The 25,173-nt window shown below is 65.3% G+C and carries 19 protein-coding genes and 1 other RNA gene; 4 read left to right on the plus strand and 16 right to left on the minus strand.

The annotated features are described in order from the left end of the window. Positions 1-136 precede the first annotated feature (136 nt). Complete coding sequence (locus VZ068_RS16545) at positions 137-901, minus strand: SDR family oxidoreductase (protein WP_259156105.1); 765 nt, start codon at positions 899-901, stop codon at positions 137-139. A gap of 34 nt (positions 902-935) precedes the next feature. Here VZ068_RS16545 and VZ068_RS16550 point away from each other — a divergent pair, with 34 nt between their 5' ends. Next, a complete protein-coding gene (locus tag VZ068_RS16550) occupies positions 936-1,913 on the plus strand; it encodes a LysR family transcriptional regulator (RefSeq protein WP_349657737.1) in 978 nt (325 codons plus the stop codon). A 244-nt stretch (positions 1,914-2,157) separates the two neighbouring features. Here the strand turns inward: VZ068_RS16550 and fhuE are convergent, their stop codons facing one another. Continuing rightward, the gene (gene fhuE, locus VZ068_RS16555; RefSeq protein WP_349655907.1) at positions 2,158-4,341 is read right to left on the minus strand and encodes a ferric-rhodotorulic acid/ferric-coprogen receptor FhuE; all 2,184 of its coding nucleotides are present in this window, start codon (positions 4,339-4,341) and stop codon (positions 2,158-2,160) included. A gap of 610 nt (positions 4,342-4,951) precedes the next feature. Between fhuE and VZ068_RS16560 the strand changes: the two genes are divergently transcribed. Further along, complete coding sequence (locus VZ068_RS16560) at positions 4,952-5,203, plus strand: alpha/beta hydrolase (RefSeq protein WP_349657792.1); 252 nt, start codon at positions 4,952-4,954, stop codon at positions 5,201-5,203. A 106-nt stretch (positions 5,204-5,309) separates the two neighbouring features. On the opposite strand, the gene tkt is transcribed toward VZ068_RS16560, so the two are convergent. The 14 genes from tkt to VZ068_RS16630 form a co-directional block, all read right to left on the minus strand. Further along, entirely contained in the window at positions 5,310-7,310 is a 2,001-nt protein-coding gene (tkt, locus tag VZ068_RS16565; RefSeq protein WP_349655908.1) for a transketolase, read from the minus strand. Positions 7,311-7,542: 232 nt separating this feature from the next. Beyond that, positions 7,543-8,823 carry a dicarboxylate/amino acid:cation symporter gene (locus tag VZ068_RS16570; RefSeq protein ID WP_259162643.1) on the minus strand — a complete coding sequence of 427 codons (1,281 nt, stop codon included), beginning with the start codon at positions 8,821-8,823 and terminating at the stop codon, positions 7,543-7,545. Positions 8,824-9,280: 457 nt separating this feature from the next. Continuing rightward, positions 9,281-9,345, minus strand: a non-coding RNA gene (locus VZ068_RS16575) — sX9 sRNA. Between the two features lie 142 nt (positions 9,346-9,487). Continuing rightward, positions 9,488-11,248: a BatD family protein gene (locus VZ068_RS16580; RefSeq protein ID WP_349655909.1), complete on the minus strand. Its 1,761-nt coding sequence runs from the start codon at positions 11,246-11,248 to the stop codon at positions 9,488-9,490. Continuing rightward, entirely contained in the window at positions 11,245-13,092 is a 1,848-nt protein-coding gene (locus tag VZ068_RS16585) for a VWA domain-containing protein (RefSeq protein WP_349655910.1), read from the minus strand. Before VZ068_RS16585 ends, VZ068_RS16580 begins: the two co-directional genes overlap by 4 nt. After that, the gene (locus VZ068_RS16590) at positions 13,089-14,096 is read right to left on the minus strand and encodes a VWA domain-containing protein (protein WP_349655911.1); all 1,008 of its coding nucleotides are present in this window, start codon (positions 14,094-14,096) and stop codon (positions 13,089-13,091) included. Before VZ068_RS16590 ends, VZ068_RS16585 begins: the two co-directional genes overlap by 4 nt. Next, the gene (locus VZ068_RS16595; RefSeq protein WP_349655912.1) at positions 14,093-14,554 is read right to left on the minus strand and encodes a DUF4381 domain-containing protein; all 462 of its coding nucleotides are present in this window, start codon (positions 14,552-14,554) and stop codon (positions 14,093-14,095) included. Before VZ068_RS16595 ends, VZ068_RS16590 begins: the two co-directional genes overlap by 4 nt. A 2-nt stretch (positions 14,555-14,556) precedes the next feature. Then, positions 14,557-15,519 (minus strand): DUF58 domain-containing protein, encoded by a 963-nt coding sequence (locus VZ068_RS16600; protein ID WP_349657738.1) that lies wholly within the window; start codon positions 15,517-15,519, stop codon positions 14,557-14,559. A gap of 22 nt (positions 15,520-15,541) precedes the next feature. Then, entirely contained in the window at positions 15,542-16,561 is a 1,020-nt protein-coding gene (locus tag VZ068_RS16605) for a MoxR family ATPase (RefSeq protein WP_005995826.1), read from the minus strand. Positions 16,562-16,724: 163 nt separating this feature from the next. After that, positions 16,725-18,605 carry a type IV pilus secretin PilQ family protein gene (locus VZ068_RS16610; RefSeq protein ID WP_349655913.1) on the minus strand — a complete coding sequence of 627 codons (1,881 nt, stop codon included), beginning with the start codon at positions 18,603-18,605 and terminating at the stop codon, positions 16,725-16,727. A gap of 19 nt (positions 18,606-18,624) precedes the next feature. After that, positions 18,625-19,158, minus strand: coding sequence for a pilus assembly protein PilP (locus tag VZ068_RS16615; RefSeq protein ID WP_316688200.1), 534 nt, complete (start codon positions 19,156-19,158; stop codon positions 18,625-18,627). Further along, positions 19,155-19,820 (minus strand): type 4a pilus biogenesis protein PilO, encoded by a 666-nt coding sequence (locus tag VZ068_RS16620; RefSeq protein ID WP_349655914.1) that lies wholly within the window; start codon positions 19,818-19,820, stop codon positions 19,155-19,157. The genes VZ068_RS16615 and VZ068_RS16620 overlap by 4 nt, the downstream gene beginning before the upstream one ends. After that, positions 19,817-20,587 (minus strand): PilN domain-containing protein, encoded by a 771-nt coding sequence (locus VZ068_RS16625; RefSeq protein ID WP_349655915.1) that lies wholly within the window; start codon positions 20,585-20,587, stop codon positions 19,817-19,819. Before VZ068_RS16625 ends, VZ068_RS16620 begins: the two co-directional genes overlap by 4 nt. Continuing rightward, positions 20,587-21,645: a pilus assembly protein PilM gene (locus VZ068_RS16630; RefSeq protein ID WP_039423791.1), complete on the minus strand. Its 1,059-nt coding sequence runs from the start codon at positions 21,643-21,645 to the stop codon at positions 20,587-20,589. The genes VZ068_RS16625 and VZ068_RS16630 overlap by 1 nt, the downstream gene beginning before the upstream one ends. 119 nt (positions 21,646-21,764) lie before the next feature. Here VZ068_RS16630 and VZ068_RS16635 point away from each other — a divergent pair, with 119 nt between their 5' ends. Together VZ068_RS16635 and VZ068_RS16640 are read left to right on the plus strand one after the other, a co-directional pair. Further along, positions 21,765-24,290 carry a penicillin-binding protein 1A gene (locus VZ068_RS16635; protein ID WP_259156127.1) on the plus strand — a complete coding sequence of 842 codons (2,526 nt, stop codon included), beginning with the start codon at positions 21,765-21,767 and terminating at the stop codon, positions 24,288-24,290. Positions 24,291-24,503: 213 nt separating this feature from the next. After that, positions 24,504-25,151 (plus strand): hypothetical protein, encoded by a 648-nt coding sequence (locus VZ068_RS16640; RefSeq protein WP_259162682.1) that lies wholly within the window; start codon positions 24,504-24,506, stop codon positions 25,149-25,151. The last annotated feature ends 22 nt before the right edge of the window (positions 25,152-25,173 follow it).

Genomic DNA, 25,173 nt, shown 5'->3' on the forward strand with positions numbered 1-25,173 from the left:
TCGTTGCTCCAAGGCAACCCTGCAGCACGCGCCATACAGAGGCCGCGCGGTGTGAGGTACTGGTGGCATTGCAGCAACTTGCACGCGGCGATGCCGTCGAACGACATCGCCGCGCTGCCTGACAGGTGAGATCAGATCAGATCAGCATCCCGCCCGACACCTCGATACGCTGCGCATTGATCCATCCGGTGCCCGGCGCCAGCAAGGCCGCCACGACCGGCCCGATATCGTCCGGCAGTCCGGGGCGGCCCAATGCGGTAACCGAGGACACCATCGCATTGACCTGCGCGTTGTCGCGGACGCTGCCGCCATTGAAGTCGGTTTCGATGGCGCCCGGCGCCAGCGTGTTCGCGCGAATGCCGCGTGCACCCAACTCTTTTGCAAGATAACGGGTAAACACTTCCACCCCGCCCTTCATCATCGCGTAGGCCGACGAACCCGGCAGCGCAAAACGTGCAAGGCCGCTGGACACGTTGAGGATGCGTCCGCCATCGGCGATCAGCGGCAGCAGCGCCTGGGTCAGAAAATACGGCCCCTTGAGATGGATATCGACCAGCGCATCGAACTGCGCGGGCGTGGTGTCGGCAATGGCCGCATGCAATCCGGTACCGGCGTTGTTGACCAGCGCATCGAACTGCGAGCGCCCCCACTCGGCCAGCACGTCCTTCAGCTGCGCTACGAATGCGGGGAAGGTATCGGCCAGCGCGACATCCAGCGGCAACGCATGCGCGCGACGGCCCAGCGCCTGGATCTCGGCCACCACGGCGGCGGCTTCGCCGGCCTGGCTGCGGTAGGTCAGCACGATATCGTTGCCTTCGGCAGCGAGCGCAAGCGCGGCATTGCGGCCCAGGCCACGACTACCGCCGGTGATCAAGGTGATGGGTGTGGTGGTGGTCGACATCGGCACGCTCCATAAGTGGGTGTGGCCCAGCCTATTGCGCTTGCCGCACCGCATAAATCGGCTCACGCTGATTGCACCGTTCAAGATAATCGACCAATCGATGGACACCACCGAATCGTTGCGTGCCTTCCTGCGCGTTGCCGAGCTGGGCAGTTTCACCCGCGCGGCCGAGACGCTCGGCTTGCCCAAGGCCAGCGTCTCCACCGCCGTGCAACGGCTCGAGGCTTCGCTTGGCACCCAGCTCCTGCATCGCACCACACGGCGCGTGCAACTCACCGGCGACGGCGCGGCGTTCTATCAGCGCAGCCGCGACCTGCTCGACGACATGGACGAATTGCACACCATGTTTCAGCGCGAGCATGGACAGCTGCGCGGTCGCCTGCGCGTGGACATGTCCGCTGGCATCGCGCGCAATTTCGTGATCCCCGCCTTGCCCGCGTTTCTGGCACGGCACCCGCAGCTGGAAGTGGAAATCAGCGGCACCGACCGTCGCGTGGATGTGGTGCGCGAGGGATTCGACTGCGTGCTGCGCGTGGGCACGCTGGAAGACACCAGCCTGGTCGCACGCCCGCTGGGCGCGTTTGGCATCGTCAGCTGCGCCAGCGCCGATTATCTTGCCCGCCGCGGCCTACCGACGTGCCTGGACGATCTGGCGCAGCACGATCTGGTGCATTACGTACCGACGCTCGGGCAACGCTCGCCCGGCTTCGAATATCGCGACGGCCAGAGCTATCAGGTGTTGCCGATGCGCGGCCCGGTGACGGTGAACAATGGCGATGCGTATCTGGCTGCCGCGTTGGCCGGGCTGGGCATCATCCAGGCGCCTGCCAGCCCGTTGCGCCCGCATCTGGACAGCGGCGCCCTGATCGAAGTGCTGGCCGAGCTGGCACCCGAGCCGATGCCGGTCACGTTGCTCTATGCGCAACGCCGCCATCTGCCGCAGCGCGTACGCGCCTTCATGGACTGGGTGGCAGAGGTGATGGCGCCGCAGTTGCAGCCGTTGCTGCCTTGAGCCGGCGTGCCGCGTTCTGGTCGAAGGATCGAACGCGCGTCAGTATTGCAACGCGCTCACGGACTTCCTGGCAGCGGCCACGACCAGCGGTGTCGCACGCCGTGCGGCGTTGCCTGGACGCCGCCGCAAGCAGCCGCGCCATGGCATGACAGATCGACGGAAACACAAAAAACACAGGCACCCTTGCAGGTGCCTGTGTCACTTCGGCAGGATCGAACGTCAAGCCAGCTGACGTCGCCCTCGATCAGAACGCGTAGTTGAAGGTCAGCATGCCGTTGCGCGATGCGCCCCACGCGCCGTAGCCGCCATTGAATTGCGAGTAGTAGCGCTTGTCGAGCAGGTTGTCGACATTGAGCTGCACCGAGAACTGCGGCGACAGGCGGTAACGGGCGAAGGCGCTGACCAGGGCGTAGGCACTCTGCTGGAAGGTGCCGTACACCGGGTCCACGTAGTACGAGCGGTTCTGCCAGTTGACGCCACCACCCACGGTCAGATCGCTCCACGCGCCCTGCGGGGTGTAGCTGTTGAACAGCTTGATGGTGGTGCGCGGCAGATGCGTATTGATCGACGTGCCGCTGTCATCGCGGGCGGTGTAGTGCGAGGCACCGAAAGTCGCATTCCAGCCAGCGGCCAGACGGCCGGACAGCTCGAAATCGAAGCCTTCGCTGACCACGCCGTTGGCGGCCTCGAATGCAGACTCGCTGCTGCCCGGCACAAAGCCGCCGGTGGCCACGCCCAGGTTGTCCTGCTCGATGCGGAACAGCGCCAGCGAGGCATTGAGCTGGTCGTCGAACCAGGCTGCCTTGACGCCGGCCTCGTAGCCCTTGCCGCTCAGCGGGTCGAGGTAGCCGCCATTGGCATCGCGCAAGGTCTGCGGATTGAAGATTTCGGTATAGCTGACGTAGGTGGACCACACGTCGTCGATGTCGTAGACCAGACCGGCGTACGGGGTGACTTCGGTCTGGCTATCGGAGAACGGTGCAAGCCCCTGCGCCGCATCGAAGTTGCGGCCATCGATCTGCCAATCGGTATAGCGCGCGCCCACCAGCAGCGTCAGCGGCTCGGCCAGCGAGAAGCGCGCGGCCACGTAGGCGGCCTTCTGCTTGATGGTGCCGTCGCTCTGCACGGTGCGCGGGCTCCAGCTGGGTTCCGGATAGGCACCGGTCCAACCGAAATAGCTGTCCAGCGGCGCCGGGAAATCGAAGGTGCCGTTGTTGACGTATTCGCGGCGGTTGTAGCTGGCGCCGGCCACCAGGTGATGCTCGCGGCCGAACAACTGGAACGGGCCTTCCGCGTAGACATCGGCGCCATCGGCCTTGCGCTCGGTCTGGTAGTTGCCCGAATACGGCACCACGCCGCCGCCGGTGGCACGGTCGAAACCGAAGATCGTGTAGAACGGGTAGAACAGGTGATTGGCCGCCTCGGTCTTCTCGTGGCTCACATTGGCCTTGAGCAGCCACCCGCTGTCGAAGCTCTGCTGCAGGCTGGCGAAGGTGCGCTGCAGACGCGTATCCCAGAACGTCCAGTCGGCCGCCGGATTGAACGAACGGTCGTAGTTGGTGCGGGTGCCATCGCTGTAGAACAGCGGGAAGCCGCCCCAGGTGACGTCGTCCGATTCCTTCTTCTGGTACTCGTAACCCACGCTCAGCAAGGTGCTGTCGGTGAGGTCGGCATCGATGATGGCCGAGCCGATCTTCTTGCGCAGGTTGTAGCGGTCCATGTCCGATTCGCCGTCCTGATACACACCGACCACGCGCGCGCGCACGGTGCCTTCAGGGCTTAGCGGCACGGTGACATCGGCCACGCTGCGGGTCTTGTTGAAGTCGCCACCGCCCACCGACACGGTGCCGGTGAAATCGCGGCTCACCGCATGCTTGCGCACCAGATTGATCGAGGCCGACGGGTTGCCCGAGCCGGTCAACAGACCGGTGGCACCGCGCACCACTTCCACGCGGTCGTACAGCGCCACATCCAGCGCCGAGTCGCCATAGCTCCAGGCCTGCTCCATGTACGCCGGAATGCCGTCGAACTGGTAATTGTCGATGTAGAAACCACGCGCATAGAACTCCAGCCGCTCGCTGTCGCTCTGCGCGACAGAAATGCCGGAGACGTTGTTGAGCACGTCGGTGATGCTCTGCAGGTTCTGGTCGTCCATGCGCTCGCGCGTGACCACCGTGACCGACTGCGGAATCTCGCGCAGCGACAGGTTCATGCGCGTACCGGCCGTGGTCTTTTCCACCGTATAGCCCTTGACCTGCTCGCCCTGCACGTTCAGCCGGTCCAGGGTGGTGACTTCGGCTTCGCCGGCCGGGGTTTCAGCCATGGCCTGGCCTGCCGACAACGTGCACAGCGCGGCAAACACCGCATGCGACAGCGCGCGCGGGCGCAGCCCAATGGGAAGAAGACGCATTACGGTAGGACGATTCATCACAGCTCCGGCACAGACAGTCGAGGACATCCATCACGGCAGTGCCGGACGGCGAACAAAGGGGGAGGACGCGCCACGCAACCGTGGCAGCGCACCATTTTAATGGGAATGATTCACATTTTAAATAGCCGGATCGGCATTTGTTTAGCAGTGCTTGATACAAGCGAGCGCTACCACGGGGGGGGGAGGAGTATGCGGTCCAACCGCAGCCATTGCGGGCGAACTCGCATAGACGCGACACTCGGAACGGGAGCTGCTGAACAGGTGGCTGATGCAATGACGCGCGATACGACGGGAATCACATGAAAAAATGCTGGATAGCTATTGCCCTACTGCTGTTGTGCGCGCCGGCAGTGAGTGCTGCGGAGTCTGGAAAAACACCGTTGCATGACGCCTGCCGGGTACCCGGCAACGCCGTACACGAGGCAGGTCTTGTCCAGATTGGAGGCATCCAGCAATGGATCACGATCGAGGGCCAGGACTGCCGCAATCCCGTGGTGCTGATCGTCCATGGCGGGCCGGGCAACCCCAACACGCCGTTTGCGCATCGCCTGTTCGGCAGCTGGACGCGCGATTTCACCATCATGCAGTGGGACCAACGCGGCTCCGCATGGGCCCGCAGATCGACCTGCGCGCACTCGGGCCGCAGTTCGCCATGCCGGTCTATCTGATTCAGGGCGAACAGGATCTGGTCACTCCGGCGCACATCAGCAAAGCCTATTTCGATGGTCTTTCTGCACCAAGCAAGGAATTCCTCCTGCTACCACGCACAGGACACGATCCCAATCCGCCGATGATGAACGCACAGCTGAAGGTGCTGACCAGGATCCGTGCAGCGGCGCTGGCCAACGATGCGCACTGAAACACGCAAGGGGTCCGTTGAACGATGACGGACCGCGCATCGCGCACGAGATCCAACAAAAAAGCCGGCTTTCGCCGGCTTTTTCTTTCAAGCACCACGCAAGGCGTTACAGCGCCTTGGCTGCCGCAACCACGTGCTCGGCCGTGATCTTGAAGTACGCATACAACTGATCGGCCGGCGCCGAAGCACCGAAGGTGTCGATGCCGACCACATCGCCATCCAGGCCCACGTACTTGCGCCAAAAGCCGGTCACGCCTGCTTCCACCGCCACGCGCTTGCGCACGGCGTTCGGCAGCACCGACTCACGGTACGCAGCGTCCTGACGATCGAACACATCGGTCGACGGCATCGACACCACGCGCGTCTTCAAGCCGGCCGCATCCAGCGTCTTCTTGGCTTCCACCGCCAGGCCCACTTCCGAACCAGTACCGATCAGTATCACGTCGGGCGTACCGCCTTCGGCATCGGCCAGCACGTAGCCACCGCGTTCGATCAGCTTGAGCTGCTCGGCACTGCGCGGCTGGTGCTGCAGATTCTGGCGACTGAAGATCAGGCAGCTAGGGCCGTCCTTGCGGGTGATGGCTGCCTTCCAGCTCACCGCCGATTCCACCGCATCGCCCGGGCGCCACACATCGTTGTTGGGGATGTAGCGCAGCGAGGCCAGGTGTTCCACCGGCTGATGGGTCGGGCCGTCCTCGCCCAGGCCGATCGAGTCGTGCGTATACACGTGGATGGCGTGCGCCGGATTCAGCGCACTCATGCGCACGCCGTTGCGGGCGTAGTCGCTGAACACCAGGAAGGTGGCATCGAACGGAATGAAGCCGCCATGCAGCGCCAGGCCGTTGGCAATGGCGGTCATGCCGAACTCGCGCACCCCGTAGTAGACATAGTTGGCATCCGGGTCGTCGGTGGCCACCGACTTGCTGGCCTTCCACAGGGTCAGGTTGGAATGCGCCAGATCGGCCGAACCGCCGATCAGTTCCGGCAACAAGGGGGCGAACGCTTCGATCGCAAGCTGCGAGGCCTTGCGCGAGGCGATGGTCTGGCCGTCTTCCTGCGCCTTGGCGATGTAGGCATCGGCCTGGGCGATGAAGTCTGCCGGCAGCTCGGCGTGCGAGCGACGGGTCAGCTCGGCGGCTTCGGCCGCGTACTGCTTGCCGTATTTGTCGAACAGCTGCTCCCACTCGGCCTGACGCAGTGTGCCGGTGCCGCCTGCGCGCCAGCCGGCGTAGATCTCTTCGGGGATTTCGAACGGGCCGTACGACCATTCCAGCGCCTTGCGGGCGCCCTCGAGTTCTTCCTTGCCCAGCGGCGCGCCATGCGAGGATTCCTTGCCGGCCTTGGTCGGCGCACCGAAGCCGATCTTGGTGCGGCAGCAGATCAGGGTCGGCTTGTCGCTGTTTTCCAGCGCCGCTTCAATCGCCGCCTTGATCTTGTCGGCGTCATGCCCGTCGACATCGCGGATCACGTGCCAGCCATAGGCCTCGAAACGCGCCGGGGTGTTGTCGCTGAACCAGCCGGCGGTGTTGCCGTCGATGGAGATCTGGTTGTTGTCCCAGAACGCCACCAGCTTGCCCAGGCCCCAGGTACCGGCCAGCGAAGCAGCTTCGTGCGAAATGCCTTCCATCAGGCAGCCGTCGCCCATGAACACCCAGGTGCGGTGATCGACGATTTCCAGCTCAGGCCGGTTGTAGCGCTGCGCCAGCAGCTTCTCGGCCAGCGCAAAGCCCACGGCGTTGGCAAAGCCCTGCCCCAGAGGGCCGGTGGTGGTCTCGACGCCCGGGGTTTCGCTACGCTCGGGGTGGCCGGCGGTCTTGCTGTGCAGCTGACGGAACTGCTTGAGCTGCTCGATCGGCAGGTCGTAGCCGGACAGGTGCAGCAACGCGTACTGCAACATCGACCCATGCCCGTTGGACAGCACGAAGCGGTCGCGGTTGAACCATTGCGGGTTGTTCGGGTTGTGCCGGAAATAATCGTTCCACAGCACTTCGGCGATATCGGCCATGCCCATGGGCATGCCGGGATGGCCGGACTTGGCGGCTTCGACCGCATCTGCGGCGAGAAAACGGATGGCGTTGGCCAGCTGGCGGCGGGTGGGCTGGGTCATGGGCGTCTATGGAAGCGGAGGGGAACACCGCTGGAAGCGGAGACGCCTATTCTCCCACACACCGCGTTACGGGGATCGCGAGTCGGGGAATGGGGAATGGGGAATCGGATGCAGCGTTGCAGGTTAGTCGCTAACGCCCCTTGCACCACAACTCCTGCCGCAATGCGGCACGCCCCCCATTGCACGTACCGATCGCACCAGCCCGCTCTACCCATTCCCCATTCTCGATTCCCTATTCCTCGCCTTTGGCGACCAGGGTCGTCAGTGCCAGATCACCCGTCACGTTCAGCGCCGTCCGGCACATATCCAGGAAGTGATTGACGCCCAGGATCATGCCGATGCCGACCGGGTTGACCCCGACCATCGCGCAGATCAGCGCTACCACCGGCAGCGAGCCGGACGGCACGCCCGCAGTGCCGATGCCGCCCAGGATGCAGACCAGCATCACCATGAACTGCTGGCCGAGGCTCAAGTCCACGTTGAAGAACTGCGCCAGGAAGATCACCGTCACCCCTTCGAACAAGGCAGTGCCGTTCTGGTTGGCGGTGGCGCCCACGGTGAGCACGAAGCGCGACACCCGAGGCGGCAGGCCCATCTCGTCGGCCACGCGCAGGGCGGTGGGCAAAGTCGCGTTACTGGAGGCGGTGGAGAACGCCATCATCGTGGCTTCCTGGGTCTGCCGGAAGAAGCCGATCGGCGAGCGCCCGGCGAACTTCACCGCCAGCCCGTAGCTGACCACCATGTGCAGGCCCAGCGCCAGCACCACCACGCCCACGTAAGCGCCCAGACGGATCAACAGATCGAAGCCGAACAGCGCGGCCAGGTTGAACATGAAGCAGGCCACCGCATACGGCGCCAGGCGGATCACCAGGCCGATCAGGGTCATCGAGATTTCGAAGATGCCTTCGATGCCGCGCCTGAGCGTGGCGACCTTTTCGTCGGCGGTCAGCACCATGCCCACGCCGAACATCACCGCAAAAAACATCAGCGACAGGATCGCACCGTTGCTGGAAGCCGCAGCGATCACGTTGCTGGGCACGATCGACAACAGCATGTCCATGCCCTGCGGCTGGGTGCCGGAGCTGGAGATGATCTCGCGGGTGCGGTCGGCGTTTTCCTGGATCAGCTGATTGGCCAGCTGCGGGTCCACGCCCGCACCGGGTTTGAGTACATTGACCAGCACCAGGCCGAGCAGCACCGCAACGCCGGACAGCACGACGGTGTAGCCCAGGGTGCGCCACCCCACCCGCCCGAGCGCGCGGATGTCGCCCATTTCGGAGATGCCCATCACCAGTGCCGAAAACAGCAGCGGCACGATCAGCATGAAGATCAGATTGAGGAAGATCTGCGAGAACGGGGTGGTGACGTACTTGGTCACCATACGCACCCAATCGGCATCGCTGCCGGCCAGGTAGTAGACCGCCAGACCCAGCAGCAGACCGACGGCGAAGCCAATGCCCATCTTCCAATGCAGGGGCAGGCCCGGGCGGCGTGCGGCGGGGGATGCAGTCATCTGGTCTGGCCTTATCTGGACACAAGCCCCGGAGCTTAACAAACGCCATCGATGCGGCCACCTACCCAGCCTGCCGCCGTGCGCCCGCCCGAGGGCAGGTGGCCGGCTCGGCATCAGGTGATGCAGGCGCTGGAGCGAGCGAGGACACCGTGCCAGACAGTCGGTCGGCACTCGTCTGGAAAGCTGTCTGTCGTGCTGCGTGCATCAGATGTCGAGCCGATGCTTGATGATCGAACAAGCCGCATCCAGCACTGCTCTTCCATGCGCACCGACCAACTCGACTGGTCCTTGCCCGCCCACCATCGCGGGACCTTACGCGGCATGGATGCCGCGTAAGAGCTTACAAGGACGTACTTGCAGCGTGTCCCGCGATGGTGGGCGGGCGAGGGCCCTGCAGCCAAATGGCAGCCGCGACGTCCTGCCCTCGACAACACAGCGGATATCCGGAACCAAGCGCGGCTAGCAAAACGTAGCGAGCAGTTGCCGGATCGATGTGGCGGTGCGCTCAGAACCGGCGTGCATGAGCGGGAAGCGAGTTCCCAGCGCCAGCCACACCGGCCCCCTGGCGACCGCATAGCCCTTCTTAGCCGATCCAAGAGCTACAGCGATGCACAACGAAGCCCTGCTTCTCGCCCCTCGGCCGCTGCCGATACCGCGCAGGCGATCAGGGCGCTGGCGGATACAACGGCGCCAGCACCTCAGGTTCCGCAGCGCTCGCGTGCCGCCAGCGTGGTCCCTTGGCAAAGGCCTCGCGCAGTGCAGACCGCGCGCCCGCCACATCGCCATCGCCGCCCCAGCGAGCGCGCTGCATGCGCGCCACCGCGGCGCGTTGAGCGGGATCTGCCAGCGCTGCAAGCACGCTGTCGATATCGGCCACGCCCGCCATGCCGCACAGCACGGTAGCCACATCGTCCATGCCGCCGCTGTCCAGCGCGCGACGCAACTCGGCCACGCCATGGGTCACACGCCGCCCCGGCACGGGCGTATCGCCACCGTTGGAACTGGGAGCACCGCTCGCGCCAGTGCGTCGACGCAACAACGCCCACCCCAGCGTCACGCCCCATAACAATGCAAAGCCCACGGCCGCAGCGATCCAGCCCCATGGCCGTTGCGTGGGCGGCGGCTGCAGGCTCAGCGTGCCAGCGGTCGGGGCAGGCGCTGCGGCAGTGCTCGACGGGCTTGCAGCGGGTGCAGGCCCGGGCGTGGCGAAGGCGCCACTGCCCGCGGCCACATCCAAGGTCAGATCCGGCACCGAGGCGGTCTTGGCCGCACCTGCACCGACGTCCCACCACGCTACCTGCAGGCCGGGCACCACCAACGGGCCGGCGCGGTTGGGCACGATCGAATAGCGACGGGTCAGCCGCAACTGCGGCGAGCCGTCCACAAAACGTTCTTCGTATTGCGGCGGCTCGGCAAACACCTGCGCATCGGGCACGCTCGGTGTGGGCAACTCGGGGAACTGCGCCTGGGTGGCGCCACGCGCGCTGGCCTCCACCACGAACTGCGTCGCCTCCCCTGCGGTTGCGCGCTGCGGCGTGGCCGTATAGCGCAACTGCAGGCTGCGCAACGGCAGCCACGGCTGCGGCGCATTGGCCGGTTGCGCGCGTACCTGCAACGCAATGCTGGCGCTGCGCGCACTCAGCTCGCCGTTGCCGCGACCGAAATAATCGTCGAAGAAACCGCCGACCGAGCGCCCATTGAAGCGTGCGGACGGCAACAGCAGGCGCCCACTGCGCTCAGGCACCAGCAAATAGCGTCGCTCCACCACGTTGTACTGGCGTCCGTTGACCAGCTTGACCGAACTGACGTCATCGCCGATGCGTTGCAGCGATGCGCCATCGGGCGCTTCCAGGTCCAGCTCGCCCGAGGCCAGCTGCGTGGCGAAGTACAACCGCACCACCACGCCCACGCTTTGCTGCACGTAAGGCTGCGGGTCGTCCACCTGCGTCTGGACGAAGACCTCTTCATTGCCCTGCGCCTCGCTTGGGCGACTGGCACCGGCGTTGCCGGTGCCGCCACTGCGACTGCCATTGCTCGCCGGATCGTTCGCCGAGGCCACCACCTGCAGTCGCAGGGGCTCGGTACGCTCGTTGCCGACCCGGATCGCAGGCACGATCAACTCGCCGCTCTTGCGCGGCGTCAACACCACGCCGAACAAGGCGCGTACCGTGACCGACCCATTGGTCACCTGCATCTGCTGACTGGCGCTCTTGGCGCCCAGTGCAAACTCGTTGCGCAACGGCGTGTAATCCGGATCGACGCCGCGCTGATCGGTTTCGATATTCAACATGACCACATCGCCGGCATTGGCGCTGTCGCGGTCCAGCCAGGCGCGCGTGACCGCACCGGCCGGCGCGCAAACGAACAGCATCATGCACGCCAGCATGCCGATCGCGCCGCGGCGCAAGTGGTGTGTGCCGATCATCGTCCGTCCCGTTGTCTGCGTTCGTATTCCAGCCTGAATTTGGTGCGCAGCAGGCTGCCCGGATCGTCCGGCACGCGCCGTAACCACGCATCCACCGCCTGGCGTTGCTCGCGCTGCTCCGGCGTCTCGCTTGCCAGGGCGTCCTCCGGCTTGCCCTTCGCATCGGCGCCCTTGTCGCCGGCCTGCGCCATCGCCTGCTGCATCTTGCGACGCTGCGCGTCGTCGGCCTGTTGCTGCGCCTTGGCATCGGCCGATTGCGGTGGCGTGTCTTGCTTGCCCTGCTCGTCCTTGCCGTCCTTGCCGTCCTTGCCGTCCTTGGACGGTTGCTGCTGCGACTTGCCGTCCTGCGCCGTCTGCGCGTCGGACGGTTGGTCCTTGCCGTCTTGCTTGCCTTGCTCGCCTTGCTGGTCCTGCCCATCCTTGCCGGGGTTTTTTGCGTTCTGCGGGTCTTGCCCGGACGCATCCTGACCGGGCTTGTCCTTGCCCGACTGATTCTGGTTCTTGGACTGACCTTTGCCATCCTTGTCGTTGCGCTGCTGCCGCTTGCGCGCTGCATCGACCGCCGCGCGATTGGCGATCGCATCGGCCTGCTTGGGATGTTGCTTGAGCGCACGATCGTAAGCGGCAATCGCCTCGTCGTACTGGCCTTGTCGCGCCAGCGCATTGCCCAGGTTGTACAGTCCCTCGTCGGTCGGTACCCCTTCGAATGCTTTTTGCGCAGCGGCAAAATCGCCTTTGCGGTACGCCTGCACGCCGGCATCCAGACGCTGCTGCTGCACCTGATCGGCGCGCTGCCACAAGGTGCCGTCGGCCGCCTGTGCAGGCTGCGCCAGCGGCAACACGCACATCAGTGCCACCATCGCCACGACTGCGCGGCGTCTGAACGCCAGCAACGCCAACAGCATCACCGGCAGCACCAACCAGTAGCCTTCGTCGAGCCAGGTCTTGCCGCCACTGGCTTCGGCGGCTTCGTCGGCCAGCGGCTGCTGCGCGGGATCGAGCACACCCAGCGCTTGCAGGTCGGCGTCGTCCGGCGCAATGCGCGCGTAGCGCCCACCGCCCTGCCCGGCCAGGTCGCGCAGACTTGCCTCGTCCAGTTTTGCCTGCGCGATCTCGCCGCTACCGGTGCGGTAGGCGGCGCCACGCGGGCTGCCTACCCCGAGCGCGGAGACGTGGAATCCACGCCCACGTGCGGTGCGTGCGGAGCTTTCCGCCGAGCCGTCTGCGCTATCGCTGACCAGCAGGATATCGCCCTGCTTGAAGCCGGCCTGCTGCAACAGCCGGGCCGCCGCATCGATGGCCCTGTCGGCACGTTTGCCGTCCACCGGCATCACCGACGGCGACAACGCATCCAGAAACAGGGCCACGTTGGCCGCGTCTTCGGTCAACGGCGCAACCGTGAAGCTTTCGCCGGCATACGCCAGCAAGGCAACTTCGCCACCGGCGCGCTTGCGCAGCAGCGTGGCCAGTTTGGCGCGCGCCTGCAGCAGGCGCGATGGCGGCAGATCGGTCGCGTTGCTGCTGGACGACAGATCCAGCACCACCACCAACGGCATGCTCGATTGAAACACCGGGCGCTCGGTCTGCCGCCAGCTCGGCCCGCTCATCGCCACCACCGCCAGCGTGTAGGCCAGCGCAGCCGCCACGAAGCCCAACCATCCCCGCCGGCCACCGGCCACCAGCAGGCCCGGCAACAGATGCGCGTCCACGCTGTGGCGCCACACATTGGCGCTGCGTCGACGCAGGTGCCACAGCAACGCAGCCGGCGCGAGCAGCAACAGCGCCCACAGCCAATCCGGGCGCAGCAGATGCAGCGCGGCCAGTCCTTCGGGCAGCGCGTTCATCGCCATCTCCGCGGCAGCACGTAGGCGAGCAACGCAACCAGCATGGCAGCGCCCAATGGCCAGTAGTAACGCTCCACACGCGGCTGCACCGACGGGCCAACCGCCTTCACCGGCTCCAGCCGGTCCAGCTCGGCATAGATGCCGGCCAGCTCTTCTGTATCGCGGGCGCGGAAGAACCGGCCACCGGTCTGCTCGGCAATCTTGCGCAAGCCCGCTTCATCGATATCGTCGTTGCCGCCTGCCGGGATCGGCACGCCGAACAAGGAGTAACCGCCGCTGCCACCGAAGGCGATAGTGTGCACACGCACGCCCTCCGCCTTGGCCAATTCGGCCGCCTTCAACGGGTTGAGTACGCCGGCGGTATTGACGCCATCGGTGAGCAACACCACCACGCGCTGGCCCTGCTTCTGCTCGCGCAGCCGTTTGACCGACAACGCGATCGCATCGCCAATGGCGGTCTCGCGCCCGGCCAAGCCGACAACGCTGTCGGCCAGCTGGTCACGTACCGAGGTCAGGTCGGCGGTGAGCGGTGTCAGCGCATAGGCGCGCTGACCGAACACCAGCAGGCCGACGCGATCGCCGTCGCGCCGATCCAGAAAGTCCGACAACACCGCCTTGGCAGCGGTAAGGCGGTCGACCACCTTGCCGCCGAGCACCATGTCCGGCTCGCTCATGCTGCCGGACAGATCCACTGCCAGCATCATCTGCCGCGCCTCGCGCGGCGGCTGGATCACCTCGCCCAGTTGCTGCGGACGTGCCAGCGCGGCGCACAGCAGAAACCAGCCCAGCCACGCCAGCCAGCGCGGCATGCGCAAGGCGGGCACGCGCCGTGCCTGGGCAACCGCATGCAATTGATCGGCATACGGCACGCGTAGCGCCGCCGTGTCGGCACGGTGCTGCGGCCAGAACCACATCAGCAGCGGCAGCGGCATCAACCACCACGCCCATGGCCACGCGCAATGCGCCAGCGCGTCCTGCCATTGCGACCACTCCAGCCAGTTCATCGCTGGCCCCGCATCAACCGCAGGAAGCGTTGCCGCGCCAACGCCTGCACGGCATCCAGATCGGCCACCGCCGGTGCGCGTTGAAACCCACCTTCGAGCAATGCCCGTCCCGGCCCCTGCGAAAACGCCTGCGTCTTGCTCTTGCGCCCGTCCAGAAACTGCAACCACGCCTCGCCCTGCAACCGATCGGCCTGCGCATCCACCGTGCGCGCGGCGCGGCGCAACAGCATCGACAAGCTCGCCAGGCGCTGCGCGGGCGCTGTCGCACGCTGCAGCTCGGCATCGAAGGCAGCCAACCAGCGGCGCTGCTGCCGACGACGGCGCCACCACCAGAACCACGCACCAGCCAGCACCAGCACGACCGCAGCGATCACCAGCCACCATCCCGGCGCCAGCGGCCACCACGACGGCGACGGCGGCAGATGGACATCGCGCAGCGGGAGCGATTGCGGTGCCATCGTCAAGCGCCCCGCATGAGCGTGCTGCCGCCCAGCCACGCATCGCTGGCGTCATCGGTGGACAGACGATGCAAGCGCACGCCGCGCGATTGCAGCAGCGTGGACAGCTGTTCCAGCGGCGCGACGAACTCGGCCTGCCAACGCGCGCGCGCAGCCTGAGCTGCGAGGTCCACCGCAATGCGCTCGCCGCGCACATCGAAGCTCAGCGCGCGCGCTGGCGGCGACAGTTCCAGGGGATCGACCAGCACGATCACCACTACCTCGTGGTGCAGCGCCAGACCGGACCAGCGCGTCGCCGAAATCTTGCTGGCACTGCGCGGATCGGCCAACACCGTCAGCCGCGCGCCGGGACGCAGCAGGCGTGCGGCATGGTCCAGCGCAACATCCAGCCCGGCATCGCCAGGCGGAGGTTGCGCATACCAGCGCGCCAATGCGTCCAGCACCGGCAGCACGCCGCGCTGGCCCGACCGCGGCGCAATCGGCGCCTCGCTGGCGGTACCGCGCAAAGCGGCAATCCGGTCGCCCTGTCGCTGCGCCAGCCATGCCGCCACCGCACCGGCGCGCGCCGCCTGCACCGACTTGTAACGCACCCGCGTTCCGAAGAAGAGCGCAGGCGAGGTATCGGCAACGATCAGGCTCAAGCGTTCGCGCTCGGCCTGAAACAGCTTGGTGTGGGCGCGCCCGGTACGTGCGGTGACGCGCCAGTCGATATGGCGCGCGTCGTCGCCGGCCACGTATTCGCGCGACTCGGCGTACTCCATCCCGCGCCCGCGGGTGGCGGCCGGCACCGGCCCCACCAGCCCATGCCGGCCACGTCCGGGCTGCCCGCGATGCAGCGCAGTGCCGCGCAATGCGATCAACTCGGCAAGGCTCGGGCGCAGACCATCGCCGGCAACGGACGAGGCAGGATTCGCGATGGAGGAAGACGGCATCGAAGACATCGGAGTCGGGCGAGAGGGCGGCAGACCTCGGCAACCCGCTGCCCGATCAGGGCAGCGGAATCTTGTCCAGCAACGCGGCAACCAGGCGCTCGCCATCCCAGCCTTCCGCGGTGGCTTCGTAGCTGGGCAAGACGCGGTGGCGCAGCACGTCCGGCGCGATGGCGCGAATGTCGTCCGGGGTCACATAGTCGCGCCCGGCCAACCACGCACGCGCACGCGCACAGCGTTCCAGCGCAATCGAGCCGCGCGGGCTCGCACCCCAGGCAATGCGCCGTGCCAATGCCGGGTCGTAGCGTTGCGGGTCGCGCGAGGCCAGTACGATTTCGATCAGATAGCGCTCGAGCTGCGGAGCCAGATGCACGTCCAGGACCACGCGTCGTGCGGCGAAGACATCTTCCAGCGGAATCTTGTCCGGGACGGTTTCGTGCTTTTCAAGTGTGTCGCGTGCCGCCTCGCGTGCCAGGCGCAGGATTTCCGCCTCTGCATCGGCCTGCGGGTAGCCGATACGCACGTGCATCAGGAAACGATCCAGCTGCGCCTCTGGCAACGGGAACGTGCCTTCCTGCTCGATCGGGTTCTGCGTCGCCATCACCAGGAACAGCTGCGGCAGCGCATAGGTATGACGACCCACCGTCACTTGCCGCTCGCCCATGGCCTCCAGCAATGCGGACTGCACCTTGGCCGGCGCGCGGTTGATTTCGTCGGCCAGCAGGATGGGGTGGAAGATCGGTCCTGGCATGAACTCGAATCGGCTGTCCTGCGGACGCCAGATTTCGGTGCCGGTCAGATCGGCCGGCAGCAGATCCGGGGTGAACTGCACCCGCGCGAAGTCGGCTTCCAGTCGCGAGGCCAGCGCGCGGATCGCGGTGGTCTTGGCCAGCCCGGGCGCGCCTTCGACCAGCAGATGCCCATCGGCCAGCAAGGCGATCAGCAGCCGCTCGACCAGCGCCGACTGACCGACGATGCGCTGCGCCAGCGACTCGCGCAGGGAGGTGAATTGACGATGCAGCCGGTCCTCGGCGGGCGCGGCAGCGGCTTCGGGGGGCAGTAGCGGCGGTGCATTCATAGACCCAGTGTGACCGATTCGAGCGCAATTGGTTCACTGCAGGTCAGGAAGATGTTCAGTGAGTGACCAAGGTCATATCTGGCTTTGCCGCCAAACTAGAGAGGCCAGGCACGTACATGACATGCCTGGCCTCTTTGATGTACTGCATCAACTGCGCGAGATATCAGCGCACCGCTGACGCCACTCGTAGCACCTTCGGTGTAATGAAGATCAACAACTCTGCCTTACTCTTGTTACGACCGCGGCTCTTGAAGAGGTTGCCAAGAAATGGCACATCGCCAAGGAATGGAACCTTATTGACACTGGAGCGGTCGGTGAACTCGTAGACGCCACCGATTACAACAGTTTGGCCATCGTCCACCAGGACAGCGGTGTTGATCTCGCGACGATTGATTGAAGGAACAGTACCGTAATTCGGCAGTTCGATCAGCTGGTCGACCTCGTCTTTCTTGACGTTCATGTTGAGGAAGACGCGGTTGTCGTTGGTGATCGTAGGCGTCACCTTCAGTTCCAGAAGGACTTCTTTAAACTGGACATTGGGTGTTGCCGCAGCTCCGTTGGTGCCACCTGTCACCGTCACGTAGCCGATTTCACGGCCCTGCTTAATCACACCTTCGCGCTGGTTGGAAGTCACGATCCGGGGATTGGAAATGACTTCGCCGCGTCCTTCCTGCTGCAAGGCAGACAATTCGAGATCCAGGTTGAAATTCGAACCCAAAAGCGTATAGGCAAGACTTGGAGCCGTTGCTCCACTTGTGAAGGCACCAGTTGGCAGATTCACATTGAGCCCCCTTCCAGCAGCAACACCGCCGCCTGGTGCGTTACTGCCAATCGTTGCAACATTGTCGCCGTAGGTATGAGTTCCACCCAGTCCGAACTTGGCACCCAGATCACGCGCAAACGAATCTGTTGCAATGACAATCCGTCCTTCGATCAACACCTGATCCACCGGGCGATCGATATGCGAAATCAGCTCGCGCATCTGCGCGACTTTCTTCGGGATATCGCTGATCATCAACGTATTGGTGCGTTCATCAGCAACCAGGCGACCGCGCGGCGATAAAAATCCGTTGTCCTGCTGACCTGCACCACCGCCCCCCTGGCCGCCACCACCGCCGCCGCCAATTCCCTTAGCTTCGGTGAGCGCCTTAAAAATGGCCGAGGCGTTGTGGTAATTGATCTGTACGTAATCGGTGATCAGGTCTTCGCGGTTTTCGATCGCGATGCGGGCGTCTTCCTTGTCCTGCTCGAACTTGGCCAGCTCCGGCTGCGGGGCGACCCACACCACGCCACCGTCGCGGCGCTTGTCCAGACCCTTGGCGCGCAACACGATGTCCAGCGCCTGGTCCCACGGCACGTTCATCAGGCGCAGCGTGACGTTGCCCTGCACGGTGTCGGACGCGACGATGTTGAGGTTGGACTCTTCTGCGATCAGCTGCAGTACGGTGCGTACCGGCACGTCCTGGAAGTTGAACGTCACCGGACGTCCGCTATAGCCGCGTGCGGCGATCTGGGCAGCGGCCTGGGTCACCGATGCGGCACTCACGCCACCAACGGCCGGCTGGCCCTTGCGTGGGGTGATTTCGACCACGTACTCGTTGCCGGTCTGATAGGCCAGCGAATCGAACGCGCCTTTGGTCGACAGCACCAGCTGCGAGCCAGAGCCGGACGGCTTGACCTCCACCCGCTGCACCGGCGTCGCAAAGTCGGTGACATTGAGCGGGCGCTGCAGTTCCGGCGGCAACTTGGCGTTGCTGATGTCCACCAGCACGCTGTCGCCCTGGGTCCGCAGGTCCGGGCTGGCGCCCTGGCCGTCGAACTTCAGGATCAGACGGCCTGCGCCATCTTCGCCGCGCTTGAAATCGATCTTGGACACCGCCAGGCTCGCCGGAACGGCCTTGGCCGGATCCTGCGCAGGCTGGTTCAGCGCGGCGGCTGCGAACGAGCTGCCACTGGCCAGCGCCAGCGCGAACCCCAACGCGCAGGCCTGGAGCATCGCGTGGCGTCGAACCGGACGCAGCCGCTGGGCATTGGAAAACGTCATCGTGCTATCCCCTATCACTTTATTGATCATCCAATGCGAGCGCGGCCGGCCGTTCAAGCCATCCACCCGCACCGTCCGGCACAAGTTCAATCAGCTCGATGCGGTCTTCGTAGACCCCGGTCACCCGGCCATCGCTCTGTCCCAGATACACACCCGGCCGCACCCGGTACGTCACCTTATCCGGCGCCATCACCAGCGCGATCAGGCCCGAGCCGCCTCCAATGGTCCCCACCATGTCGAGGGCGTCGAGCGGGAAGGCTTCCAACGGTTCCTTGCGCCGGTTCGGGTCCGGACGGGTACCGTTGCTGCCTTCCGCGCTGACCCAGGCATCGCTGAACGGGTCGCGCATCACTTGCGCCGAGTATTCGAACGTCTCGAACTGCTGCATCACCGGCAGCGGCTCCAGCGGCGGCGCAGGACGCGCACGCACCTCGGCCACCCAGGCTTCCAGATTCGGCGCATCGCCGGGGGTACTGGTCACGCCACGCGTGCACGCCGGCAATACTGCAATTAGCGCCACGCAGGACAGGATCTTGAGCAATTTCATGGTCATTGGCCGCCCTTCTTCGCAGCGTCGGCCGCCGCCTTTTCCTGCTCGGCCATTTCCTCATCGTCCAGATAACGATAGGTCTTGACCGTGCCGGACAGCTCCAGCGCACCGCGCGGCGTGATACCGGCCTTGGCGTCCTTGGGCTTGAGGTTGATGTCGTGCATGGTCAGGATCACCACGCGCGGCAGCGAGGCCACGCCGCTGACGAAGGCACCGAACTGGTGGTAACTGCCCACCATGCGCAGGGCGATCGGCTTCTCGGCGTAGAACTCCTTCGGCGATTCCGGGCCCGGCTGGAACAACTCGTTCGACAGGCCGCTGGACAGCGCGGTCTGCGAGATGTCGATGATCAGGTCCGGCATTTCGGTCTTGCTGGGCAGCTGACGCAGCATCTGCTGCAGCACCTGCTCCATCTGCGCGAGCTGCTGCTTGAGCGGCTCCAGGTTCACCGCACGCCCCTGCTGGGTCTCGAACTCGGTGCGCAGCTGGGTTTCGGTGCTTTCCAGCCCTTCCAGATCATCGCGCTTTCCGCTGATCGACAGGAACCAGGCCAGCACCATGATGAACAGGCCGACCACCACGCAGAACACAATGCGCGCCTGCTGCGGCCAACCGCCGATGTTGTTGAAGTCCAGATCGCTGAGCTTGAATGATTTCTTACTCATGACGCCGCCCCCTCCTGCGGCCGATTGGCAGGCGCCGGCGCTGCCTGCGGTGCAGCCGCAGGTGCGCTCGGCGGCGTTGCAGGCGCAGGTGCCGCTGCCGGGGCAGCGGGCGTCGTACCCGCCGGCGTGGCAGCCGGTGCAGCCGGATCCACCACCGCGGGCGCGGCGCCGTTCTTGTCAGCCTCGTTCGGGTTGGCCAGCTTAACCTTCAGCGTGAACACGTAAGGCAATGCCTTGGTATCCATCGACGAGGCTGCCGGCGGTCCGGCCGCCTTGTCCTGGCTCTTGGCTTCGATGATGGACAGATCCGGATTGGTCATCCAACCCGAGCCTTCCAGGTTGCGCATGTAGGCACTGACGCGCGCGTTGGACTGCGAGCGGCCTTCCAGGGTCAGGATGTCGCCGTCCTGCTTGATGTTGGTCAACGCCACGCCATCGGGAATGGTGCGCACCAGCGAATCGAACAGATGCACCATCTGCGAGCGGTTGGCCTGCAGTTCCTCGATCACCTTCTTGCGCGCAAGCAGGCGGTCCTTCTTCTTGTCGAGTTCCTTGATCTCCTCGTTCTGCGCCTTGACCTTGTCGATCTCGGTGGTCAGGAACGCATTGCGCTCGGTCTGGCCGCTGATCTGCGCGTCGTAGTAGAACCAGATCAGCGCCGACAGCAGCACGCCAACGAGCGCGGCGAAGCCGAGCATCGAATAGAACTCACGCTCGCGCGCTTTCCGGCGCTCGGCGCGCCAGGGCAGTAGATTGATTCTTGCCATCAGTCAAAGCTCCTCAGGGCCAGGCCGGTGGCGATCATCAGGGCGGGCGCATCCAGCGCCAGCGCGTGGGCCTGGACCTTCGGACCCAGCGTCATCTGCGCAAGCGGGTTGGCCACCACGGTGGTCACGCCCAGCTGCTCTTCCACCATCTCCGGCAGCCGCGACAGCGCAGCGCAACCGCCGGCCAGCACGATGCAGTCGACGCGATTGAATTCGCTGCCCGCATAGAAGAACTGCAGCAAACGGCTGATCTGCTGCACCGTTGCCTCCTTGAACGGCTCCAGCACTTCGACCTCGTAGCTTTCCGGCAAACCGCCCTGACGCTTGGCCAGGCCGGCTTCCTCGTAGGTCAGGCCGTAGCGGCGCATGACTTCGTCGGTGAGCTGCTTGCCGCCGAACACTTGTTCGCGGCTGTACAGGCTACGACCGGAGCGCAGCACGCTCAGCGTGGTCATGGTGGCGCCGATATCGACCAGCGCCACCACCGCATCGGCGGCCACCGGCAGTTCGCTGGCGACCAGGGCAAACGCGTTCTCGACCGCGAAGGCCTCCACGTCCATCACCTTGGCAGTCAGACCACCCAGTTCCAGCGCCGATTGGCGCAGCTCGACATTCTCCGAGCGCGAGGCAGCCAGCAACACCTGGACCATGTCCGGGCTGTTGGGCATCGGGCCGAGCACCTCGAAATCGAGATTCACTTCCTCGATCGGGTAAGGAATGTAATTGGTGGCTTCCAGTTCGACCTGGGCTTCCAGGTCGCTGTCGTCCAGGTCGGCCGGCATCGGGATCAGCTTGGTGATCACCGCAGACCCGGCCACGGCCGCAGCCGCGTTCTTGGCCTTGCTGCCGGAACGGTTGATGGCGCGGCGAATGGCTTCGCCCACCGCCTCGACTTCAACGATGTTCTTTTCCACGACCGCATTCGGCGGCAATGGCTCCACCGCGTAATGCTCCACGCGAAAACGGTTCCCGCTGCGCGACAGCTGCAAGAGCTTCACGGCAGTAGAACTGATATCGACACCAATCAGTGGCGACTGACTCTTGGGTAAAAGCCCCACGGTAACTCCCCTGCCGACGGGCACTTGGACGCATGTCTGCGCCCTCGTATTAATAATCAAATTTTAACAGTTGACAAGCCCTTCACGCGCAAGGCAATGACCCCGCGAACGTGACCCCAGTGCTGTCTTCTGCGATCCCCAGAGTTCGGCCCCAGCCAAACCCGGCGTCATCTATACTCTGTGACCAAGAAATCTGCAATCGGAATCTCTCTTACATGCCCCGTATTCGCCGTTGGCTGGGCTGGATCCTGGCCACGCTCGTTGTGCTCGCACTGCTCGGCGCCATTGCTGCCGGCGGCCTGTATTACGCCATTTCCTCGAAGTTGCCGGACGTACAGTCGCTCAAGCAGGTCGAGCTGCAGGAGCCGATGTACGTCTATTCCAGCGACGGTCGCCTGATGGCCGTCTACGGCGAGACCCGACGCTACCCGATCCAGATGAAGGACGTGCCGCTGCGCCTGAAGCAGGCCTTCCTGGCGACCGAGGACGCGCGTTTCTACGAGCACGGGGGCGTGGACTACAAGGGCATCGCCCGCGCGGTGTGGCTGCTGGCCAGTACCGACGCCAAGCGCGTGCCGGGCGGCTCGACCATCACCCAGCAGGTGGCGCGGCAGTTCTTCCTCAGTTCCGAATACAGCTACACCCGCAAGCTTGCCGAGATCCTGCTGGCGCGCAAGATCGAGAGTGAGCTGAGCAAGGACGAGATCTTCGAGCTGTATCTCAACAAGAGCTTCTTCGGCAACCGCGCCTACGGCGTCGGTGCCGCCGCCGAGTACTACTACGGCAAGAAGATGAGCGAATTGAGCCTGGACGAGATGGCGTCGCTGGCCGGTATCCCCAAGTTCCCGTCCAGCGGCAACCCGATCAGCAACCCCGAGCGCGCGCGCGAACGCCGCGACTATTACGTGCTGCAGCGCATGGCCGACCTGGGCTTCGTGACCCAGGCCGAAGCCGATGCCGCCAAGGCGGTGCCGATGCATGCCAAGCCGCACGAGCCGCCGGTCGAGGTGTACGCGCCATACGTGGCCGAGCTGGTGCGTCAGGAGATGATCGCCAAGTACGGCGGCGATGTGCTCAACAAGGGCTACCACGTCACCACCACCATCGATTCCACCCTGCAGACCGGCGCCGATGCGGCGGTTGCCGAAGGCCTGCGCCTGTACGACCACCGCCATGGCTGGCACGGCGTGGAGCAGCATTTCGATGTCGCCGCCGATGCGGATGCACCGGCCCTGGCCAAGCATCTGGCCGGCGCGTTCACCCAGGGCGGTCTGCGCGCGGTGATCGTGGCACGCACCAATGCCGACGGCGGCGTGACCGTCGTACTGAGCGACAAGACCGAGCTGACCCTGCCGCCCAGCGCCAGCCGCTGGACCAACAAGACCCCGGCCAAGCTGCTGACGCGCGGCGACCTGACCCGCATCCGCGCTGGCGAGAAAGACGGCGAATGGATCATCGACCAGTTGCCGCGCGGCCAGGCCGCGCTGGTATCGCTGGATGCCGACAGCGGCGCACTGCGCGCCCTGGTCGGCGGCTTCAGCTTTGCCGGCAACAAGTTCAATCGCGCTACCCAGGCACGCCGCCAGCCCGGTTCCAGCTTCAAACCGTTCGTGTATGCGTCGGCGTTCGAGAAGGGCTTCAACCCGGCCTCGATCGTGCTGGATGCGCCGGTGGTGTTCCGCGATCGTCGTGGCAAGACCTGGTCGCCGCAGAACGATGGCGGCGGCTTCCGCGGCCCGATGCGGCTGCGCGAGGCGCTGGTGCAATCGCGCAACCTGGTGTCGGTGCGCCTACTGGATGCGATCGGCGTCGATTTTGCACGCAAATACATCAGCCAGTTCGGTTTCCAGGAAGCCGAGTTGCCGCCCAACCTGTCGATGTCGCTGGGCACCGCGTCGCTGACGCCGCTGTCGGTGGCGCGCGGTTACGCGGTGTTCGCCAATGGCGGCTCGCGCGTGGACACCTGGATCGTGGATGAGGTGAAAGACCGCGACGGCACTGTGGTGTTCAAGGAAGTGCCTGCGGTGGCCTGCCGCACCTGTGCGTTGCAGGGCGGCACGGCCGCGCCGGTGAGCCAGGTGGTGGACGGGTTCAACTTCGGCGCCCAGGCGCCGGCCACGCCGCCGGCGGCTCCGGCCACCGACGCGGCGCCGACGCCAGCACAAGCCGCACCGGCGGCGATCGCCGAAACCAAGATCGCGCCACGCGCCATCGATGCGCGCACCGCTTACCAGCTGGTGTCGATGATGCGCGACGTGGTTCAGCGCGGCACCGGCACGGCGGCCAAGGTGCTGGGACGCGAAGACGTGGGCGGCAAGACCGGCTCGACCAACGACCACCGCGATGCCTGGTTCTCCGGCTTTGGCGGCCCGTACGCCACCACCGTGTGGGTGGGCCGCGACGACTTCCGCTCGCTCGGCTATCGCGAGTACGGCGGCAAGGCCGCACTGCCGATCTGGATCGACTACATGCGCGTGGCACTGAAGGACAAGCCGATCGCTGCCAACGACCCGCCCGAGGGCATGACCCAGGCCACCATCAATGGCGCGGTCGAGTGGGTCAAGAACGAAGACCTGGATCGCCTGCAGGATTACGACTACGGCCTGCAGGAACAGCAGGACGAGAAGGCGTTCGATATCTTTTGAGGGCCGGGATTCGGGGTTCGTTATTCGGAAATGGGGAATCGGAACGGCATCGCCGGCCCGGTTCCCCGATCGATGCGCATCGGCTGGTGGCTCGCGTAGACGCAGACGCAAGCACCGTTGCGTGATTGCCACGTCCGGGATGGCATGGCGCATTCGCCACCTCTTCATGCCGCTGATGTAGAGTCGGACCAGGTTCATTAGGGGAGCCCGGCCATGCATCACGCGCGCGAACACGCCGATACGCGAACCCGAGAACGTCGCCACCGCCTGGCGCACGAAGCCGCCCGGCTGATGGCCGAAGGCGGCATCCGCGATTTCCATCAGGCCAAGCTCAAGGCCGCCAGCCGGCTCGGCATCCACGACGACGCATCGCTGCCGCGCAATCGCGAGATCGAAGATGCGCTACGCCAATACCAGCGCCTGTTCGCCGGGCCCGACCACGCAGCGCGGCTGCGACAACGCCGCGAAGCGGCCTTGCGCGCACTGGAATTCCTGAGCCAGTTCCAGCCGCGATTGATTGGCCCGGTACTGGACGGTACTGCCGATGCAAACGCACCGGTGCAATTGCAGCTGCATAGCGACGATCCGGACGCATTACAGCGGTTTCTGGAAGAACACCGCATCCCGGCCGAAGCGCGCACCCGCCGTCTGCGGCTGGACCGCGAGCGCAGCGGCGACTTCCCGGTGTGGCTGTTCAGTGCCGAGGAGCTGACCTTCGACCTGACGGTGCTGCCCTACGACGCGCTACGCCAGGCGCCGCTGTCGCAGCTGGACGAAAAACCGATGCCCCGCGCCTCGGCCGCACAATTGCGGCAGTTGCTCGCAGAACAGGAGACTGACGCCTACCAGCAACGGGAGTAAACGCGCGCAAACGCTACATCGC

The organism is Xanthomonas sp. 10-10 (assembly GCF_040182365.1).
GTDB lineage: Bacteria > Pseudomonadota > Gammaproteobacteria > Xanthomonadales > Xanthomonadaceae > Xanthomonas > Xanthomonas arboricola_F.

Coding starts and splice junctions, on each gene's coding strand:
- VZ068_RS16545 (WP_259156105.1), bottom strand. CDS start 901: ATGTCGACCACCACCACACCCATCACCTTGATCACCGGCGGTAGTCGT.
- fhuE (WP_349655907.1), bottom strand. CDS start 4,341: ATGAATCGTCCTACCGTAATGCGTCTTCTTCCCATTGGGCTGCGCCCG.
- VZ068_RS16560 (WP_349657792.1), top strand. CDS start 4,952: ATGGGCCCGCAGATCGACCTGCGCGCACTCGGGCCGCAGTTCGCCATG.
- tkt (WP_349655908.1), bottom strand. CDS start 7,310: ATGACCCAGCCCACCCGCCGCCAGCTGGCCAACGCCATCCGTTTTCTC.
- VZ068_RS16570 (WP_259162643.1), bottom strand. CDS start 8,823: ATGACTGCATCCCCCGCCGCACGCCGCCCGGGCCTGCCCCTGCATTGG.
- VZ068_RS16580 (WP_349655909.1), bottom strand. CDS start 11,248: ATGATCGGCACACACCACTTGCGCCGCGGCGCGATCGGCATGCTGGCG.
- VZ068_RS16585 (WP_349655910.1), bottom strand. CDS start 13,092: ATGAACGCGCTGCCCGAAGGACTGGCCGCGCTGCATCTGCTGCGCCCG.
- VZ068_RS16590 (WP_349655911.1), bottom strand. CDS start 14,096: ATGAACTGGCTGGAGTGGTCGCAATGGCAGGACGCGCTGGCGCATTGC.
- VZ068_RS16595 (WP_349655912.1), bottom strand. CDS start 14,554: ATGGCACCGCAATCGCTCCCGCTGCGCGATGTCCATCTGCCGCCGTCG.
- VZ068_RS16605 (WP_005995826.1), bottom strand. CDS start 16,561: ATGAATGCACCGCCGCTACTGCCCCCCGAAGCCGCTGCCGCGCCCGCC.
- VZ068_RS16610 (WP_349655913.1), bottom strand. CDS start 18,605: ATGACGTTTTCCAATGCCCAGCGGCTGCGTCCGGTTCGACGCCACGCG.
- VZ068_RS16615 (WP_316688200.1), bottom strand. CDS start 19,158: ATGACCATGAAATTGCTCAAGATCCTGTCCTGCGTGGCGCTAATTGCA.
- VZ068_RS16620 (WP_349655914.1), bottom strand. CDS start 19,820: ATGAGTAAGAAATCATTCAAGCTCAGCGATCTGGACTTCAACAACATC.
- VZ068_RS16625 (WP_349655915.1), bottom strand. CDS start 20,587: ATGGCAAGAATCAATCTACTGCCCTGGCGCGCCGAGCGCCGGAAAGCG.
- VZ068_RS16640 (WP_259162682.1), top strand. CDS start 24,504: ATGCATCACGCGCGCGAACACGCCGATACGCGAACCCGAGAACGTCGC.